This window comes from Pseudomonas sp. BIOMIG1BAC, assembly GCF_001705995.2.
Taxonomy (GTDB): Bacteria; Pseudomonadota; Gammaproteobacteria; order Pseudomonadales; family Pseudomonadaceae; genus Aquipseudomonas; species Aquipseudomonas sessilinigenes.
In genome coordinates, this window is record NZ_CP049045.1 from 6,630,801 (window position 1) to 6,645,241 (window position 14,441).

Genomic DNA, 14,441 nt, shown 5'->3' on the forward strand with positions numbered 1-14,441 from the left:
CTGCACCCAAGGGCTGGCCGTGAGGCCGGCCCTTTTTTGTGGGCCTGTATGCTGTTTTTTGCAGCGCTCTGTATCTGATCGAGCAGGAAGTTCTGCCCTAGCATCAGCGCTTGCCAACGAGGAACAGACGATGCAGCCGATCCCCGCCGATATCACCGTCCCAGGCCTGAATGTGCGTCGCCTGGGCCTCCAGGACCTGGAACTGGTGTGCACCCACCGCCAGGCGATGTTCCTCGACGCCGGCCATCCACCGGCCACCTTGCAGGTCATGACCGAACACTTTCGTCCCTGGCTGCATCAACGCCTGGTGGACGGTCGTTACTACGGCTTCGTGCTGCTCGAAGCCGAGCAGCCCGTGGCCAGCATCGGTCTGATGAGCATCGACTGGCCGCCCCACCCGGCTCACCCGACCCAGGATCAACGCGGCTACGTGCTCAATGTCTACGTCGAGCCCAGCCACCGCCGCCGGGGCCTGGCTACGGCGCTGATGCAACTGGCGGACGCCGAGTTCCAGCAACGCGGCCTGGGTTTCGCCATCCTGCATGCCACTCGCTCCGGCCACCCCCTCTACCAGGGCCTGGGCTGGGCCGCCACCAGCGAAATGGCCAAGCCCCTGCAACCCTTCGCGTAACCACGCCCTGACCACTCCCGGTGCAATCCGCTTTCCCTGTGCGGCGAACACCTGCATCCGCTGTTTCGCGTGAAGGCCGATGTGCCGATCAGCGATGCCCTGGAGCACGCCTCGACCCTGTTGCATCTGGCAAAGCAATTCACCCTGGAGACAGCCATGGAGCCCCAGTGCGACCGCCATGCTTGAGCGGCACACTTTCCTGGCAAAGATGGGCAAGGCACCGATGTACAACGTGCACGCCACGCTCTGCGCATGACCTGATCGTCCCTGAGCCAACGTCGCCTGCGCGGGCAGATCCAGCGATCTACCCGCACGTCGCTCGACTCACTCAGTGACTTGTTCAAGTCCCAGGGCGGGACTAGGATCGCGCCATGAGAATTACTGCAGTCAGCCAGTTGAAGGCCTTCTGGGAGCGCTACCCGGACGCAGAACAGCCTCTGCTGGCCTGGATCGATGAAGCAAGGAATGCACAGTGGTCCAACCCCACGCAGATCAAGGACCAGTACCGCAACGCCAGCATTCTCAAAAACCGCAGGGTGGTCTTCAACATCAAGGGCAACGAGTATCGACTGATCGTTGCCGTGGCCTATCGTTTCGGCGCGCTCTACATCAGATTCGTAGGTACGCACCAACAGTTCGATGCCATCGACGCTGACAGCGTAGACAGGGAGTAACCCGCATGAACATCCGCCCCATCCATACCGACCGGGACTATCGCGCAGCGCTGAAAAGCGTCTCGCCGATGTTCGACAACGAACCACAACCGGGAACCCCTGAAGGCGATTACTTCGACGTGATGATCACCCTGATCGAAGCGTACGAAGCCAGGCAGTTCCCCATCGACCTGCCCAACCCGATCGAGGCGATCAAGTTCCGCATGGAACAATCCGGGCTGTCAGCCGCCGACCTGGTCCCCGCCATCGGCCGTACCAACCGCGTCTATGAAGTGCTCAACGGCAAGCGCGCGCTCACCTTGCCCATGATCTGGAAACTGCACCAATTGTTCGGCATTCCCGCCCAGAGCCTGATCAAGCCCACAAAATCATCCTGAGCACCACGGCCGGGCTTGAGCTTGCCCTTAGGTAAAGGCCCAAAATGCCGGCAAGCCCAACAACACCCAGGACGCTCCATGCTCACCATCGGACAAATGGCCCGCTGCCACGGCCTCACCACCAAGACCCTGCGCCACTACGACAGCATCGGCCTGTTCGCCCCCATGCTCACCGGGCGCGACAACGGCTATCGCTACTACAGCCCGCAGCAGATCGCCACCCTCGGCCGGATCGTCTGGCTGCGCCAGTTGGGCATGTCCCTGGAGGACATCCGCACCCTGGCCGACCAGGGTGGCCTGGACAGCCCACTGGCCATGGAGCAGGCGCTGCAAGGGCAGGCGCGGCAACTGGAAAGCGACATCGCTCGCGGCCAGAAGGTGCTGGGCCACCTGCAACGCTACCTGGCCCAACCTCCACGCCAGCTCCCCAAGGCCCAACTGCCGGAACGGGTATTTCTCAGCGCGCAGCGGATCATCGGCATGGCTTGGCAGCAGGGTGATGCGGGCTCCATTCCCGAGTTGTGGCAACGCTTCGAACCCCGCGAACAGGAAATCCAGCGCCTGGCCGAGCCGATGGGCACCTACGGCGTCTGCCAACCCCTGGACGACAACCAATGGCGCTACATAGCCGGCCTGCCGGTGGCCGCCGACGCGCCCCTGGTGCCGGGCATGGTGGAGCTGGAGATCCCCGCCCGCCATTACGCCCGGGTGGAGCACCACGGCACCGTGCAAACCCTGCCGGAAACCTTCCGCGCCGCCTACAGCGAATGGCTGCCCGCCGCCGGGCTGGTGCCCGTGGATGCGGTGGAGTTCGAGTACAGCGGTGAACGCTTCCTCGGCCCGATGCACCCCGACAGCGTGGTGGAGTTGTATATCCCGCTCGGTGCCTGAGGCTCTGGAATCGGGGCGACCGCTGGTCACCCCCTTCGCCCCACGGCTTGCCGGTCAGCAAAAATGCATCGGATACCGCTATGCTCTGCCCCCATCCCCGAGGTAACCGAGCGCAGGCCCGATGAGTTTCCAGGCAAATGTGTTGAAGCAGATCGCAGGTATCCGCCATGAGTTCTCCACCATCGGCGCGACGCTACCGGCCAGCCTGTTCTTCTGCTCCCAGGTACACAGCGGCGATGTCATCGAGGCCAGCACGACCCTGCCCAGCGGGATCATCCGTGGCGATGCGGTACTGACCCGCTCCACCCGACCGATCGCGGTGGTCACCGCCGACTGCCTGCCGATCCTGATCAGCAGCGACGACGGCGCCTGGGTCGCGGCGGTGCATGGCGGCTGGAAAGGCCTGCACGGCGGAATCATCGCCAATGTGCTGCAACACATGGGGACCAAGGGTGTGGAACCGCACCAGGTGCGGGTCGCCATCGGCCCTTCGATCAAACCTTGCTGCTATGAGGTCAGTGCCGACTTCATCACCCCCCTCTCGGCAGATCCGCAGCGCCCCTGGCCGGCCACCCAGGCCCCCTGGAGCCACGAGCAACCCACGCCGCTGCTGCCATCGCAAATCCCCCCGCCCGCAGCCAGCCAGCAAGGCTCCCTGTGGTTCGACCTGAGCCGCTACGCCGTGCATTTGCTACATGCCGCTGGTGTCATCGATCAGCAGATCGAAATCAGCCCGCTCTGCACCTACTGCTCCACCCCAAGCCTGGCCAGCTACCGGCGCCGAGGCCATCGGGGCGAGGAAAAGACCTTCCAGTACTCCTGGATCGGCCGCACGCTCGCCGGCTGACCGCAGCATCAAGATAGGTTTGCCAGGCCAGCTGGGTTAACGTGGCCGCCTTTTTCAGGCCCAACCCAAGGAGTGCCCGTGTCTGACAATCTCTATGCCCCGCCCCAGGCGGACCTGGCCGCCCCCCTACCACAAGCCAAGCAGCCGCCGTTCTACGTGGTGTCCCGGGGCAAGTTCCTCACCCTGTTCATCCTTACTTTCGGTCTTTACCGGCTGTACTGGGCCTACAAGAACTGGAAACAGTTCAAGCAGGACAGCGGTGAGGAAATGTGGCCGGTGGCCCGGGCGATCTTTGCCATCTTCTTCACCCACGCGCTGTACCGCGAGGCCGATGCCCGGCTCAAGCACAATGGCCAGGACTTCAAATGGGAGCACGATGGCCTGGCGACCCTATTCGTGGTCGTATCGGTGGCCAGCAATATCCTGGACAGCCTGGCACGCAAGAACATCGGTTATCCGCTGGTGGATATCGCCAACCTGCTGTTGATACCTGCCCTGGCCTGGATCACCTGGCTCGGCCAGCGCGGCCTGAACGCCGCCGCAGGAGATCCCGAAGGCCGCAGCAACGCCCGTTTCACGCCGCTGAACTATGTGTTCATTGTGCTCGGGGCGGTGCTGCTGGTCGTGGTGTGCCTGGGGATGATGGTTATGGCGCTCTGAATTCAGGCGCTGACGTAGACCCAGGCCTGGAGGCCGGAAGACAAGGTCACGCTGACTCTTTTGTAGTCCGAGACTTCATAGCGGTCGGCGGCTGCCAGTTCCTCGGCAGTGATGCGAAACACCATGCCGGGGATCGGTGCGCTGTCCGCCGACCCCGGACGCAGGATCGGGTGATGGGTCTTGCCGCTACTGGCCAGCACCTGCGGGTCAGTGATTTCCACCCAGTGCTGCTCGTAGCCGAGCATGGCGTCATGGCTACCCTCCAGTTCGCGCCCGAAGTTGGCCAGTTGCACCGCCTTGTCCTGCAGGGTCCCGTAGGAAAAAAGATAAACCGATGCTGGAGTTGCCGCACTCATCCGTAGTGTCCCAATCAAGGTTGTGATCCGCTTCAGCGGGTGATTTTCAATGCCTGCCGCTCGCCGTGTCGCTCCAGCGCCAGCTCGATCAGCCGGCTGACCAGCTCGCTGTAGGTCATGCCCGCGGCCTGCCACAACTTGGGGTACATGCTGATGCGCGTGAACCCCGGCAAGGTGTTGACCTCGTTGATCAATACCTGGCCACTGTCAGTGAGAAACACATCGACCCGTGCCAGCCCGGAGCAACCCAGCACCTGGAAGGCCTCGATGGCCAGGGCACGAATCCGCTCGCTGGCTTCATGGCCGATGGCCGCCGGCACCACCACCTGGGCCGCCTGCTCGTCGATGTACTTGCTGTCATAGGAATAGAAACCGCTGCCGACCACGATCTCGCCACAGCCACTGGCGATGGGCTGGTCGTTGCCCAGTACCGCGCACTCGATCTCCCGGCCATGCACCGCCGACTCCACCAGCACCTTGTGGTCGAACCCCAGGGCCAGCTCTACCGCGGCCTGGTACTGGGCCTCATCCTCGACCTTGCTCACCCCCACCGACGAGCCCTGGTTGGCCGGTTTGACGAACAGCGGCAGGCCAAGCGCCGCCTGGACCTGGGCAAAGTCATGGCGCGCCCGGTTGGCGCGGGTCAGGGTGACGAAGGGCGTTACCGCAAGGCCGGCATCGCGCAGCAGGCGCTTGCTGATGTCCTTGTCCATGCACACCGCCGAGCCCAGCACGTCGGAGCCGACGAAGGGCAAGTCGGCCATGCGCAGCAGGCCCTGCAGGCAACCGTCTTCGCCCAGGGTGCCGTGGACGATGGGGAAGATCACATCGACGTGCCCCAACATCTCCTGGCTGGAGGTCTCCACCAGTTGCCCGCTGGCCTTGCCCGGCACCACCGCCAGTTCACGGTTGGACTGGTTGAGGGCGATCAGCGCGGGGTTCTCCTGGTTGATCAGGAAGTTCGAGGTGTCGTTGAGGTGCCAGTGGCCCTGCTTGTCGATACCGATCAACACCGGTTCGAAACGTGTGCGATCCAGGGCGTCGACGACGTTACGTGCCGATTGCAGCGACACTTCATGCTCGGCCGAACGGCCACCAAAGATAATCCCGACCCGCAGCTTGCTCATGAATGGTTTCCGTCTTGAAAAAAGATTCCCGGCCTCAGCTCGGGCTGTAGCGCAGGTGGATCAGCGCCACCCGCTCCTGTTGCTTGTCCTTGCGTTCCTCGATGGCGAAGGGCACGAACCCCAGCTTCGGGTAGAACAACAGCCCCGCCACATTGCTGTTGAAGCAGGACAGGGTCACATCGCGAGCCTGGTGCCGGCTGCGGGCGAGATAGATCATCTGCCCGATCAACTGCGCACCCAACCCGACGCTGCGCACCTCCGGATCGACGATCACGTTGCCGATGGTGCAGGTGCCGCCCTGCTCCCAGCGATAGAAATTGGCGAACCCTACCACCTGCCCGTCCCGCTCGAGCACGGTGGAATCGCTGCGCTGGGCGATGGAGTCGCGTAACTGCTCAGGGGTCAAGGGCCAGGTGGCGGCGGGAAAAAAGAAGAACAGCTCCTGGGCGTTGCGTACAAAGCTGCAGATGCGCGGGATATCGGCATCTGCCGCCGGGCGGAAGGTCACTGTCATATTCGGTCTCCTGCGCGGAAGTAGCGTCCTGGTCGGGGTTCGCATCACGGGCCCCAAAACTTGCCGCATGAGCCTGTCGCGAGGGGGTGGACGCTACTCCACTCGCTCCGGGCAGGCAACAGCCGAACGCCCCGCGAACTATGCTCAAGGAAGCAGCCACCATGCTGTCGGAGGGCGATCATGAAAGGCTACCTGGTCATTTTCTTCACCCAGCAGAACCGTCGCCACCAGGGCCGGATGCTGGGTGACTGGATCGTCGATCTGGCCCGCGACATGGGCCTGCACGGTGCCACCCTGTCCAGCGCCATCGAAGGCTTCGGCCAATCCCGGCACCTGCATTCGGTGCACTTCTTCGACCAGGCCGACCAGCCCCTGGAGATCCGCCTGGCAATGACGATGGCCGAGGCCGAACGCCTGTTCGAGCGCCTGGCGACCGAGGATTTCTCGCTGTTCTACATCAAGACGCCCATCGAGTTCGGGTACCTGGGCAAGCAGGCGCAGCCGATGGCACCTGATGCGCCCAGCAAGACAGCCAGCGCCCCCTTAAGTTAACGTGCCCGCCTTGGTTTCCCCATCAGGACTGTTCCATGGCCAGACCTGCCACCCCCACCGACTGGGTTCACCGCGCACCACCCGCCCAGGGCCTGGAGCGCATCGAAGCGTACTTCGCCGGGCATGGCTACGACATGCATCGCCACGACACCTACGCCATCGGCCGCACCCTGCGCGGGGTACAGAGCTTCCAGTACCGCGGCGGCTGGCGTCATAGCCTGCCGGGCGGAACCATGGTCCTGCACCCCGACGAAGCCCACGATGGCGAAGCCGGTACCCAGGATGGCTTTCACTACCGCATGCTGTACGTCGAACCCGCGCTGATCCAGCAGATCCTCGGTGGCCAACCCCTGCCCTTCATCGCTGGTGGGCTGTCCGCCGACCCACGCTTGTTCGCCGCCACCGACGCGCTATTGCGCAGTGTCGAACACACGATGGACCCGCTGGAGCAGCAAGATGCCCTGTTCGACCTGGCCCACGCGCTCAACCGGGTATCCGGGGTCGCGGCGCCGCGCCAGCGCTTCGACTACCAGGCCGCCGAACGTGCCCGGGAATACATCCACAGTGCCCTGGACCGCACCCTGACCCTCGATGAGCTGGCCGCCCACAGCCAGCGCGATCGCTGGAGCCTGTCCCGGGATTTTCGCCTGCTGTTCGGCACCAGTCCCTACCGCTACCTGAGCATGCGCCGCCTGGACCTGGTCCGGGCGCTGCTGGTGCAGGGCCAGCCCCTGGCCCACGCAGCGCTGGCTGCCGGCTTCGCCGACCAGAGCCACATGACCCGCCAGTTCCGCCAGGCCTATGGCCTGCCACCGGCACGCTGGCTGAAGATGCTCGGCCGCTGAGCCACGCACAATCGTTCAAGAATCCACCGCCGGTCATGACCTACCCTGGGCGCTCATTCACCAGCGATATGGAGCCCCCATGAACAATCCCGCCAGCACCGCGCAACGCTCATACCAGAGCATCAACTTCGCCCAGAAGCTCGGCCTGTTCAGCGAACAGTGGACGCCCAAGGTGATCGCCGAGATGAACGACTACCAGTTCAAGATCTCCAGGCTGCAAGGCGAGTTCGTCTGGCATGCCCATGCCGAGACCGACGAAACCTTCATCGTCCTCGACGGCCTGCTGCACATCGACTTCCGCGACGGCCGGGTGTCCATCGCCAGCGGCGAGATGTTCGTCGTGCCCCGGGGGGTGGAGCACAAGCCCTGGTCCGAAGAGGAGGTCAAGCTGCTGCTGATCGAACCCCGTGGCGTGCTCAATACCGGAGACCAGGGCGGCGAACGCACGGCACAGAACGATATCTGGATCTGATCCCTGCCCGGCGGTCGGCCAAGGGAATTTCTAGCGAGCTGCCAGGGTCAGACCTGCGGTAAGCCACAGATCGGCTACCCTTGAACGGCTACAGGAGCGTCGACCAACCTGCGTCGCTCCTGGCAGCCATGGTTAGTTTTCCGTGCGCTGGCTCCATTGCAGGGACCGCAACCTGGTCCCGGTCCTCGATGACGCCCATGGCGCATCCCTCCACCGCCCAGACCCCGGCCCCCTGAATGCCCGAACCGCACCAACCCTCCCTTGCCCCTCCTCTGCTCCAGGATCTGCGTGCCGGCACCGCAACGCTGCATGTGGCCCTGGAGCAACGCCTGCCGTTCTTCTGTGAGCAGCTGGACGCTGCCTGGTACCAACGCCTGATCCAGGCCTACTACGGCTTCTACCAACCCCTGGAGGCGGCTCTGGATCAAAGCGGGCTGATTCCGGCCGGCTACGAGCCGCAACTGCGGCGCAAGACTCCAGCGCTGCACGGCGACTTGCTGGCCCTGGGCTTGAGCCAGGCCGAAATCGACCACCTGCCACGCTGCCCGCAGCTGCCCCGGCTGGACACTCCGGGCGCCTGCCTGGGCACCCTCTACGTGCTGGAAGGCGCGACCCTGGGCGGGCAGATCCTGCGCCGCGAAATGGCCCGGCGCCTGGCGCTGGATGCCGGCAACGGCGGAGCCTTCCTCGACGTCTACGGCGCCCTTACCGGCCGGCGCTGGAAGGATTTCCTCGACTACCTGGGCCGCATGCCCAGCCACACCAGCGCCCGCCAGCAAGTAGTGGACGCCGCACAATCCACATTTGCCTGCTTCGAGCGCTGGCTCGACAGCCGCGAGGTGCTGCTATGACCCCCCAGGATTCCCAGGCCTTCGAGCAGTTGCTGGCCAACTGCGCCAACGAACCCATCCGCTCCCCGGGCGCAATCCAGCCCCACGGCGTCCTGCTGACCCTGGACGAGCCAGGGTTGCGCATCCGCCAGGTCAGCGCCAACGTCGAGACCCTGCTGGGCCAATGCGCCGAGCAAGTCGTCGAGCAGCCCCTGGACAGCCTCCTGGGCACCGAACACACCCAGAGCATTCGCCAACTGCTGCAACTGCAACACTTGCTCGATGCCCCGCCGCTGTACCTGGAGCTCCATGGCAGGCGCTTCGAAGCCTTGCTGCACCGACACCAGGACGTACTGATCCTGGAACTGGAGCACCAGCTCGAACAGCATCAGGCCCCGGAGCTCAAGCAGCGCACCGACAACCTCGGGCGCCTGCTGCGTCGCCTGCAGACCGCCAAGACCCTGCAAGAGCTGTACGCCATCAGCGTCAGCGAGATCCAGGCCATGACCGGCTACGACCGGGTGCTGATCTATCGCTTCGAAGACGAAGGCCACGGCCAGGTGATCGCCGAGGCCACGCGGCCGACCATGGAAGTGTTCAACGGCCTGTTCTTCCCCGCCTCGGACATTCCCCAGCAGGCCCGCGAGCTGTACCGCAGCAACTGGCTGCGGATCATTCCCGATGCCGACTACCAGCCGGTGCCGCTGGTGCCGACCTTGCGCCCGGACACCGGACAGGCCCTGGACCTGAGCTTCGCCACCTTGCGCAGCGTGTCGCCGATCCACTGCCAGTACATGAAGAACATGGGCGTGCTGTCGTCCATGAGCATCTCCTTGCTCAAGGACGACCAGCTCTGGGGCCTGATCAGTTGCGGCAACCGCCAGCCACTGCTGGTGCCCCACGAGTTGCGCATCGCCTGCCAGACCATCGGCCAGGTGCTGTCGCTGCAGATCAGCGCCATGGAAGCCCTGGAAGTCAGCCGCCAGCGCGAGGAAAAGCTCGCCACCCTGGCCAGCCTCAACCAGGCCATGGCGCAGGCCAGCGGCAGCGTGTTCGCCAGCCTGGCCCAGGCGCCCGGGCAGTTGCTGGAGCTGACCCGGGCCGGCGGCGTGGCGATCATCGAGGATCGCCAGCTGCACTGCTTCGGCAACTGCCCGCCGGAGGCTGAAATCCGCGCCTTGCACCGCTGGTTGCAAGCGTCCGGGCAACCGGTGTTCGCCACTCACCACCTGGCCAGCGTCTACCCGCCGGCGGCCAGTTATCAACAGGTGGCCAGCGGTGTCCTGGCCATGAGCCTGCCCAAGCCTGTGGATAACGGCGTGCTGTGGTTCCGGCCCGAGGTGAAGGAAAACATCAACTGGAGTGGCAACCCGCAAAAGCCCCTGGACCTGGAGAACTCCGACGCTGGCCTGCGCCTGCGACCGCGTAGCTCGTTCGAGATCTGGAAAGTGGAAATGGCCGGGATCTCCAGCAAATGGAGCCACGGCGACCGCTTCGCCGCCAACGACCTGCGCCGCTCGGCCCTGGAGCACGACCTGGCGCGCCAGGTGCTGCGCGAACAACAGGCAGTGCGCGCCCGGGACGAGCTGGTGGCGGTGGTGTCCCACGACCTGCGCAACCCCATGACCGTGATCTCCATGCTATGCGGCATGATGCAAAAGGCCTTCAGCTCCGACGGCCCGCACACCTCGCGGCGCATCTCCTCGGCCATCGACACCATGCAGCAGGCCGCCAGCCGCATGAACATCCTGCTGGAGGATCTGCTGGACACCTCGAAGATCGAGGCCGGGCGCTACCGCATCGCCCCCCAGCCGCTGGACGTCGCGCAGATCTTCGAGGAAGCCTATTCGCTGCTGGCGCCCCTGGCCCTGGACAAGTCCATCGATATCAGTTTCCACGCCGAACCGGACCTGACCATCCACGCCGACCCCGAGCGGCTGTTCCAGGTGCTGTCGAACCTGGTGGGCAACGCCATCAAGTTCACCCCCAAGCAAGGCAAGGTCGGGGTGGTGGCGATGTCCGACGGCGAGCAGATCGTGTTCAGCGTCCGCGATTCCGGGGAAGGCATCCCCGCCGACCAGCTGCCGTTCATCTTCGACCGCTACTGGACCATGAAGGAAGGCAACCCCAACGGCACCGGCCTGGGGCTGTACATCACCCAGGGCATCGTCCAGGCCCACGGTGGCACGATCCAGGCCTACAGCGAGGTGGGCAAGGGCAGCGAATTCCGCTTCAGCGTGCCCCGGGCCTGACCCTCATTCGGCGCCGTGGGCCACCAGCCAGTCATGGAACAACTGGCCGCTGGCCGACAGGCGCCGGTTGCGCAGGTGCACCAGGAAATCCGCCTGGCCGGTGTGGAACGCCCAGTCGCCAACCCGTAGCAACTCGCCCTGGGCCACCCCGTCGCGGGCCATGAAATCCCAGCCCAGGCCCACCCCCAGCCCCTGCTGCACGGCGCTGAACATCAAGGTCAGCTGATTGAAGCCCAGGGCTCCCGGCGGCGCGCTGTAGTCCAGGCCGAAGTGACGGAACCAGTCCCGCCAGTCGATGCAGTTCCAGGCCGAGGCGTCCAGCTGGATCAGCGGCAAGGCCGCCAACTGCCCAAGCTCGCTGACCACCGGCAACTCCAGGCGCCGGCTGGCGATGGGGTAGACGATCTCGGCGAACAGCGGCGTGGCCGCCAGGGACGACCAGTGCCCCGGCCCGTAGAGAATGCCGAAGTCATGCTCGGCCACGCTGGACTCGTCCATGTCGTTGTTGGCATGGATACTCACGGTGATCTCCGGGTGCTGCTTGTTGAATGCCAGCAAGCGCGGGAACAGCCAGAACTGCGCCACCGCATGGGTGCATTGCACGGTGATGGTGTTGGCATCGCGCCCGGCCCGTAACCGCGTGACGCTGCGCAACAAGGCTTCGAGCTGGGTGCTGACCTGGGCGAACAGCGCCGCGCCGCTGGCAGTGAGCTTCACCCCCCGGGCCTGGCGCTCGAACAGCTCGGTCTTGAGCGACAGCTCCAGGGTGCGGATCTGCTTGCTCACCGCGCTCTGGGTCAGGCACAGCTCGGTGGCGGCCCGGGTGAAGCTGGCGTTGCGGCCCACCGCTTCGAAGGTCACCAGGGTTTCCAGTGGCGGCAAGTGCCGGGCGAAGCGACTCATTAGGTATTCCCCAGGAGAATAGGTAGGTGCCTATATATCCTTTGTCCATCCGGTCAGCAATGACTAGCCTGCGCACCTTGATGAATCGCTGCGAGTGTGTGCATGAAACGCGGAGTTGCTTATGCGGTCCTGGCCGGTGCGGTCTGGGGCCTGGCCATTGTGGTGCCCAGCCTGTTGCCGGAGTTCAGCCCGCTGATGCTCAGCTGTGCCCGCTTCACCCTGTATGGTGCATTCTCCCTGCTCCTGGCTGCGCCCCAGGCACGCGAGCTGCTGCAGCGCTTGACCTGGAACGACGCACTGCTGCTGGTGAAGCTGGCACTGACCGGCAACCTGATCTATTTCATGCTGCTGGCCAGCGCCATTCAGTGGGCCGGTGTGGCCAGTACCGCGCTGATCGTCGGCCTCTTGCCCCTGACCATCACCCTGGCCGGGCGCGGGGATGCCGACGCGGTGCCGTTGCGGCGCCTGCGCTGGCCGCTGCTGCTGGTGTTCGGCGGGATCTGCTGCATCAACCTCGACACCCTGCTCACCGCCCAGGGCGATTCGCCGGAGCTGGGCCAGCGGGCCTTGGGCCTGCTGTGTGCCTTCGGCGCGCTGCTGTGCTGGACCTGGTTCGCCAAGGACAATGCTCGCTACCTCAAGAGCAGCCGCTTCGACAGCGGCCAGTGGTCGAGCCTGTGGGGCATCACCACCGGCCTGATGAGCGCCGTGGTCTGGCTGCTGGCCCAGGGCCTGGAGTTGCCGGGCACGCGGAGCGAGGCCAGCGACCAGCGCTGGATGCTGTTCTGGGGCCTGAGCCTGTGCAGCGCGGTGCTCGGCTCGTGGTTCGGCAATCGCATGTGGAATGCCTCGACCCGGCGCCTGCCACTGACCCTGAGCGGCCAGTTGATCGTGTTCGAGACCCTGTTCGCCCTGCTCTACGGCTTCATCTGCCTGCAGCACCTGCCGAGCTTGCTGCAAGCCAGCGCGGCGTTGTTGTTGCTGGCCGGCGTGCTCTGGGCGGTGCGCCGGCACCTGCCCCAGGCTCACTAAGGGCCTCAGCCCGAGGCCGCAGAACAACCCGGAAGCGCCACCGGGGAGCGGGGCAGACGCAGGGCCAGCAAGGCGCCCAATAACGCCAACAGGGCACTGGCGGCGGTGGCCAGCTCGATGCCATAGGCCTGGTTGCCCACCGGGCCCAGGGTGTTGGCCAAGGACACCAGCAAGGCCAGGCCCAGGGCGCCGCCGATCTGCTGGCTGGTGGAGGCCACGCCCGCCGCCACGCCCTGCTCGGTCGCGGCAATGCCCTGCCCCGCCGAGATCCACATGGTGTTCCAGGTCATGCCCTGGCCGATGCTCATGATCACGATCCCGGGTAACAGGCCGACAAAACCCCGGCTGCCCGGTAGCGCCAGGTAGATCATGCCGATGCCCAGGGCCCCGGCCAGCAAGCCGCAGACCAGGACTGCCCGCAGGCTGGCGCGCCGCAGCGCCCGCTCGCCCAGCCAGATGCCCAGGGTGCAGAGCACCGTCGAGGGCAGGAAGGCCAGGCCACTGTGCAACACACTGAACTGGTAGACCTGCTGGAAGTACAGGCTGAGGAAGTAGTACTGCACCCCGAAGCTGCTCATGAACAACGCGGTGATCAGCATCGCCATGCGCAGCTGTGGATAACCCAGCAGACGCAGGGGCATCAACGGGTCGCGCCCCAGGCGCTCGATACGCAGGAACAACCCGAGCAAGGCCAGCGCCAGCAGCAGGCAGGCCAGGGTCGCCGGGGCGGCCCAGCCCCATTCCGGCCCCTGGACGATGGCGAACACCAGCAAGGTGCCGCCCAGGGTCACGCTCAAGGCGCCCGGCAGGTCGAACTGGCGCCCGCGCTGGCGCGGCGGATCGGAGGGAATCCAGCGCCGGGCCAGCAATGCACACGCACCGGCCAGGGGCACGTTGACCAGGAACACCGCCGCCCAGCCCCAGTACTGGGTCAGCACGCCCCCCAGCAGCGCCCCCAGGGCCAGCCCGGCCGCCGACGCTGCGCTCCACACCGCGAAGGCACGGTTACGCGCCGGGCCTTCGGCGTAGTAGGTATTGATCAGGGCCAGGGTCGCAGGGAACAGCATCGCCCCTCCCACACCCTGCACCGCTCGCGCCAGCACCAGCCACAAGGCACTGCCCCCCAGGCCGCCTGCCAGCGACGCCAGGGCATAGAGCCCCTGGCCGACGATGTAGAAACGCCGCTTGCCCAACAGGTCCGCTGCCCGGCCGCCCAGCAGCAGGAAGCCGCCGAAGGTCACGCTGTAGGCACTGACCACCCATTGCAGCTGCTGGGCGGAAAAGCCCAGGCGCTGGCCGATCTCCGGCAAGGCAACGAAGACGATGGTGGCGTCCAGGGCAATGATCAGCTGGGCCGTGGCCAGCAACAGCAGCATCCAGCCCGACGGCTTGGCTAGTGGGTTCGCGGACATCGCGGGACTCCTCGGATGAAATGACGGCGGCCAGTTTCATCGATGCGTTTTAAATGATAAACAAGC

General features: G+C 65.3%; 17 protein-coding genes and 1 pseudogene. 13 read left to right on the forward strand and 5 right to left on the reverse strand.

What is annotated here, in order from left to right:
• Nucleotides 1-130: 130 nt before the first annotated feature.
• From ATY02_RS30805 to ATY02_RS30835, 7 genes and pseudogenes are all read left to right on the forward strand, one after another.
• Complete coding sequence (locus tag ATY02_RS30805) at nucleotides 131-631, forward strand: GNAT family N-acetyltransferase (RefSeq protein WP_068575855.1); 501 nt, start codon at nucleotides 131-133, stop codon at nucleotides 629-631.
• A gap of 7 nt (nucleotides 632-638) precedes the next feature.
• Nucleotides 639-887 (forward strand): annotated as a pseudogene (locus ATY02_RS36750) (DUF3077 domain-containing protein).
• A gap of 115 nt (nucleotides 888-1,002) precedes the next feature.
• On the forward strand, nucleotides 1,003-1,305 hold the full coding sequence (locus ATY02_RS30815) for a type II toxin-antitoxin system HigB family toxin (RefSeq protein ID WP_068575853.1): 303 nt from the start codon (nucleotides 1,003-1,005) through the stop codon (nucleotides 1,303-1,305).
• Between the two features lie 5 nt (nucleotides 1,306-1,310).
• Nucleotides 1,311-1,682 (forward strand): helix-turn-helix domain-containing protein, encoded by a 372-nt coding sequence (locus ATY02_RS30820; RefSeq protein WP_068575851.1) that lies wholly within the window; start codon nucleotides 1,311-1,313, stop codon nucleotides 1,680-1,682.
• 78 nt (nucleotides 1,683-1,760) lie between these two features.
• Complete coding sequence (locus tag ATY02_RS30825; RefSeq protein ID WP_068575848.1) at nucleotides 1,761-2,573, forward strand: MerR family transcriptional regulator; 813 nt, start codon at nucleotides 1,761-1,763, stop codon at nucleotides 2,571-2,573.
• Nucleotides 2,574-2,694: 121 nt separating this feature from the next.
• Entirely contained in the window at nucleotides 2,695-3,420 is a 726-nt protein-coding gene (locus tag ATY02_RS30830; protein ID WP_068575846.1) for a polyphenol oxidase family protein, read from the forward strand.
• Between the two features lie 78 nt (nucleotides 3,421-3,498).
• The gene (locus ATY02_RS30835; RefSeq protein WP_068575844.1) at nucleotides 3,499-4,080 is read left to right on the forward strand and encodes a hypothetical protein; all 582 of its coding nucleotides are present in this window, start codon (nucleotides 3,499-3,501) and stop codon (nucleotides 4,078-4,080) included.
• Between the two features lie 2 nt (nucleotides 4,081-4,082).
• Here ATY02_RS30835 and ATY02_RS30840 read toward each other — a convergent pair whose 3' ends face one another.
• The 3 genes from ATY02_RS30840 to ATY02_RS30850 are packed head-to-tail and all read right to left on the reverse strand — an operon-like array spanning nucleotide 4,083 to nucleotide 6,077.
• The gene (locus tag ATY02_RS30840) at nucleotides 4,083-4,436 is read right to left on the reverse strand and encodes a gamma-glutamylcyclotransferase family protein (protein ID WP_068575842.1); all 354 of its coding nucleotides are present in this window, start codon (nucleotides 4,434-4,436) and stop codon (nucleotides 4,083-4,085) included.
• A 32-nt stretch (nucleotides 4,437-4,468) separates the two neighbouring features.
• Nucleotides 4,469-5,563 carry a D-alanine--D-alanine ligase gene (ddlA, locus tag ATY02_RS30845; protein ID WP_068575841.1) on the reverse strand — a complete coding sequence of 365 codons (1,095 nt, stop codon included), beginning with the start codon at nucleotides 5,561-5,563 and terminating at the stop codon, nucleotides 4,469-4,471.
• Between the two features lie 34 nt (nucleotides 5,564-5,597).
• The gene (locus ATY02_RS30850; RefSeq protein ID WP_068575840.1) at nucleotides 5,598-6,077 is read right to left on the reverse strand and encodes a GNAT family N-acetyltransferase; all 480 of its coding nucleotides are present in this window, start codon (nucleotides 6,075-6,077) and stop codon (nucleotides 5,598-5,600) included.
• A 180-nt stretch (nucleotides 6,078-6,257) separates the two neighbouring features.
• Between ATY02_RS30850 and ATY02_RS30855 the strand changes: the two genes are divergently transcribed.
• From ATY02_RS30855 to ATY02_RS30875, 5 genes are all read left to right on the forward strand, one after another.
• Nucleotides 6,258-6,629 (forward strand): DUF190 domain-containing protein, encoded by a 372-nt coding sequence (locus tag ATY02_RS30855; protein ID WP_068575838.1) that lies wholly within the window; start codon nucleotides 6,258-6,260, stop codon nucleotides 6,627-6,629.
• A gap of 35 nt (nucleotides 6,630-6,664) precedes the next feature.
• Entirely contained in the window at nucleotides 6,665-7,474 is an 810-nt protein-coding gene (locus tag ATY02_RS30860; protein ID WP_068575836.1) for an AraC family transcriptional regulator, read from the forward strand.
• A 79-nt stretch (nucleotides 7,475-7,553) separates the two neighbouring features.
• A complete protein-coding gene (locus ATY02_RS30865) occupies nucleotides 7,554-7,946 on the forward strand; it encodes a cupin domain-containing protein (protein ID WP_068575834.1) in 393 nt (130 codons plus the stop codon).
• 236 nt (nucleotides 7,947-8,182) lie between these two features.
• On the forward strand, nucleotides 8,183-8,797 hold the full coding sequence (locus ATY02_RS30870) for a biliverdin-producing heme oxygenase (protein ID WP_068575831.1): 615 nt from the start codon (nucleotides 8,183-8,185) through the stop codon (nucleotides 8,795-8,797).
• A complete protein-coding gene (locus tag ATY02_RS30875; protein WP_068575829.1) occupies nucleotides 8,794-11,028 on the forward strand; it encodes an ATP-binding protein in 2,235 nt (744 codons plus the stop codon). Before ATY02_RS30870 ends, ATY02_RS30875 begins: the two co-directional genes overlap by 4 nt.
• 3 nt (nucleotides 11,029-11,031) lie before the next feature.
• Here ATY02_RS30875 and ATY02_RS30880 read toward each other — a convergent pair whose 3' ends face one another.
• A complete protein-coding gene (locus ATY02_RS30880) occupies nucleotides 11,032-11,931 on the reverse strand; it encodes a LysR substrate-binding domain-containing protein (protein ID WP_068575827.1) in 900 nt (299 codons plus the stop codon).
• A 102-nt stretch (nucleotides 11,932-12,033) separates the two neighbouring features.
• Here ATY02_RS30880 and ATY02_RS30885 point away from each other — a divergent pair, with 102 nt between their 5' ends.
• A complete protein-coding gene (locus ATY02_RS30885; RefSeq protein ID WP_068575825.1) occupies nucleotides 12,034-12,963 on the forward strand; it encodes a DMT family transporter in 930 nt (309 codons plus the stop codon).
• A 5-nt stretch (nucleotides 12,964-12,968) separates the two neighbouring features.
• Here ATY02_RS30885 and ATY02_RS30890 read toward each other — a convergent pair whose 3' ends face one another.
• Nucleotides 12,969-14,375, reverse strand: a complete 1,407-nt coding sequence (locus tag ATY02_RS30890) for an MFS transporter (RefSeq protein WP_068575821.1) — start codon at nucleotides 14,373-14,375, stop codon at nucleotides 12,969-12,971.
• Between the last annotated feature and the right edge of the window lie 66 nt (nucleotides 14,376-14,441).

Bases quoted from the DNA above. Each gene is read 5' to 3' on its own strand.
- ATY02_RS30805 (WP_068575855.1), top strand. From the start codon at position 131: ATGCAGCCGATCCCCGCCGATATCACCGTCCCAGGCCTGAATGTGCGT.
- ATY02_RS30815 (WP_068575853.1), top strand. From the start codon at position 1,003: ATGAGAATTACTGCAGTCAGCCAGTTGAAGGCCTTCTGGGAGCGCTAC.
- ATY02_RS30820 (WP_068575851.1), top strand. From the start codon at position 1,311: ATGAACATCCGCCCCATCCATACCGACCGGGACTATCGCGCAGCGCTG.
- ATY02_RS30825 (WP_068575848.1), top strand. From the start codon at position 1,761: ATGCTCACCATCGGACAAATGGCCCGCTGCCACGGCCTCACCACCAAG.
- ATY02_RS30830 (WP_068575846.1), top strand. From the start codon at position 2,695: ATGAGTTTCCAGGCAAATGTGTTGAAGCAGATCGCAGGTATCCGCCAT.
- ATY02_RS30840 (WP_068575842.1), bottom strand. From the start codon at position 4,436: ATGAGTGCGGCAACTCCAGCATCGGTTTATCTTTTTTCCTACGGGACC.
- ddlA (WP_068575841.1), bottom strand. From the start codon at position 5,563: ATGAGCAAGCTGCGGGTCGGGATTATCTTTGGTGGCCGTTCGGCCGAG.
- ATY02_RS30850 (WP_068575840.1), bottom strand. From the start codon at position 6,077: ATGACAGTGACCTTCCGCCCGGCGGCAGATGCCGATATCCCGCGCATC.
- ATY02_RS30855 (WP_068575838.1), top strand. From the start codon at position 6,258: ATGAAAGGCTACCTGGTCATTTTCTTCACCCAGCAGAACCGTCGCCAC.
- ATY02_RS30860 (WP_068575836.1), top strand. From the start codon at position 6,665: ATGGCCAGACCTGCCACCCCCACCGACTGGGTTCACCGCGCACCACCC.
- ATY02_RS30865 (WP_068575834.1), top strand. From the start codon at position 7,554: ATGAACAATCCCGCCAGCACCGCGCAACGCTCATACCAGAGCATCAAC.
- ATY02_RS30870 (WP_068575831.1), top strand. From the start codon at position 8,183: ATGCCCGAACCGCACCAACCCTCCCTTGCCCCTCCTCTGCTCCAGGAT.
- ATY02_RS30875 (WP_068575829.1), top strand. From the start codon at position 8,794: ATGACCCCCCAGGATTCCCAGGCCTTCGAGCAGTTGCTGGCCAACTGC.
- ATY02_RS30880 (WP_068575827.1), bottom strand. From the start codon at position 11,931: ATGAGTCGCTTCGCCCGGCACTTGCCGCCACTGGAAACCCTGGTGACC.
- ATY02_RS30885 (WP_068575825.1), top strand. From the start codon at position 12,034: ATGAAACGCGGAGTTGCTTATGCGGTCCTGGCCGGTGCGGTCTGGGGC.
- ATY02_RS30890 (WP_068575821.1), bottom strand. From the start codon at position 14,375: ATGTCCGCGAACCCACTAGCCAAGCCGTCGGGCTGGATGCTGCTGTTG.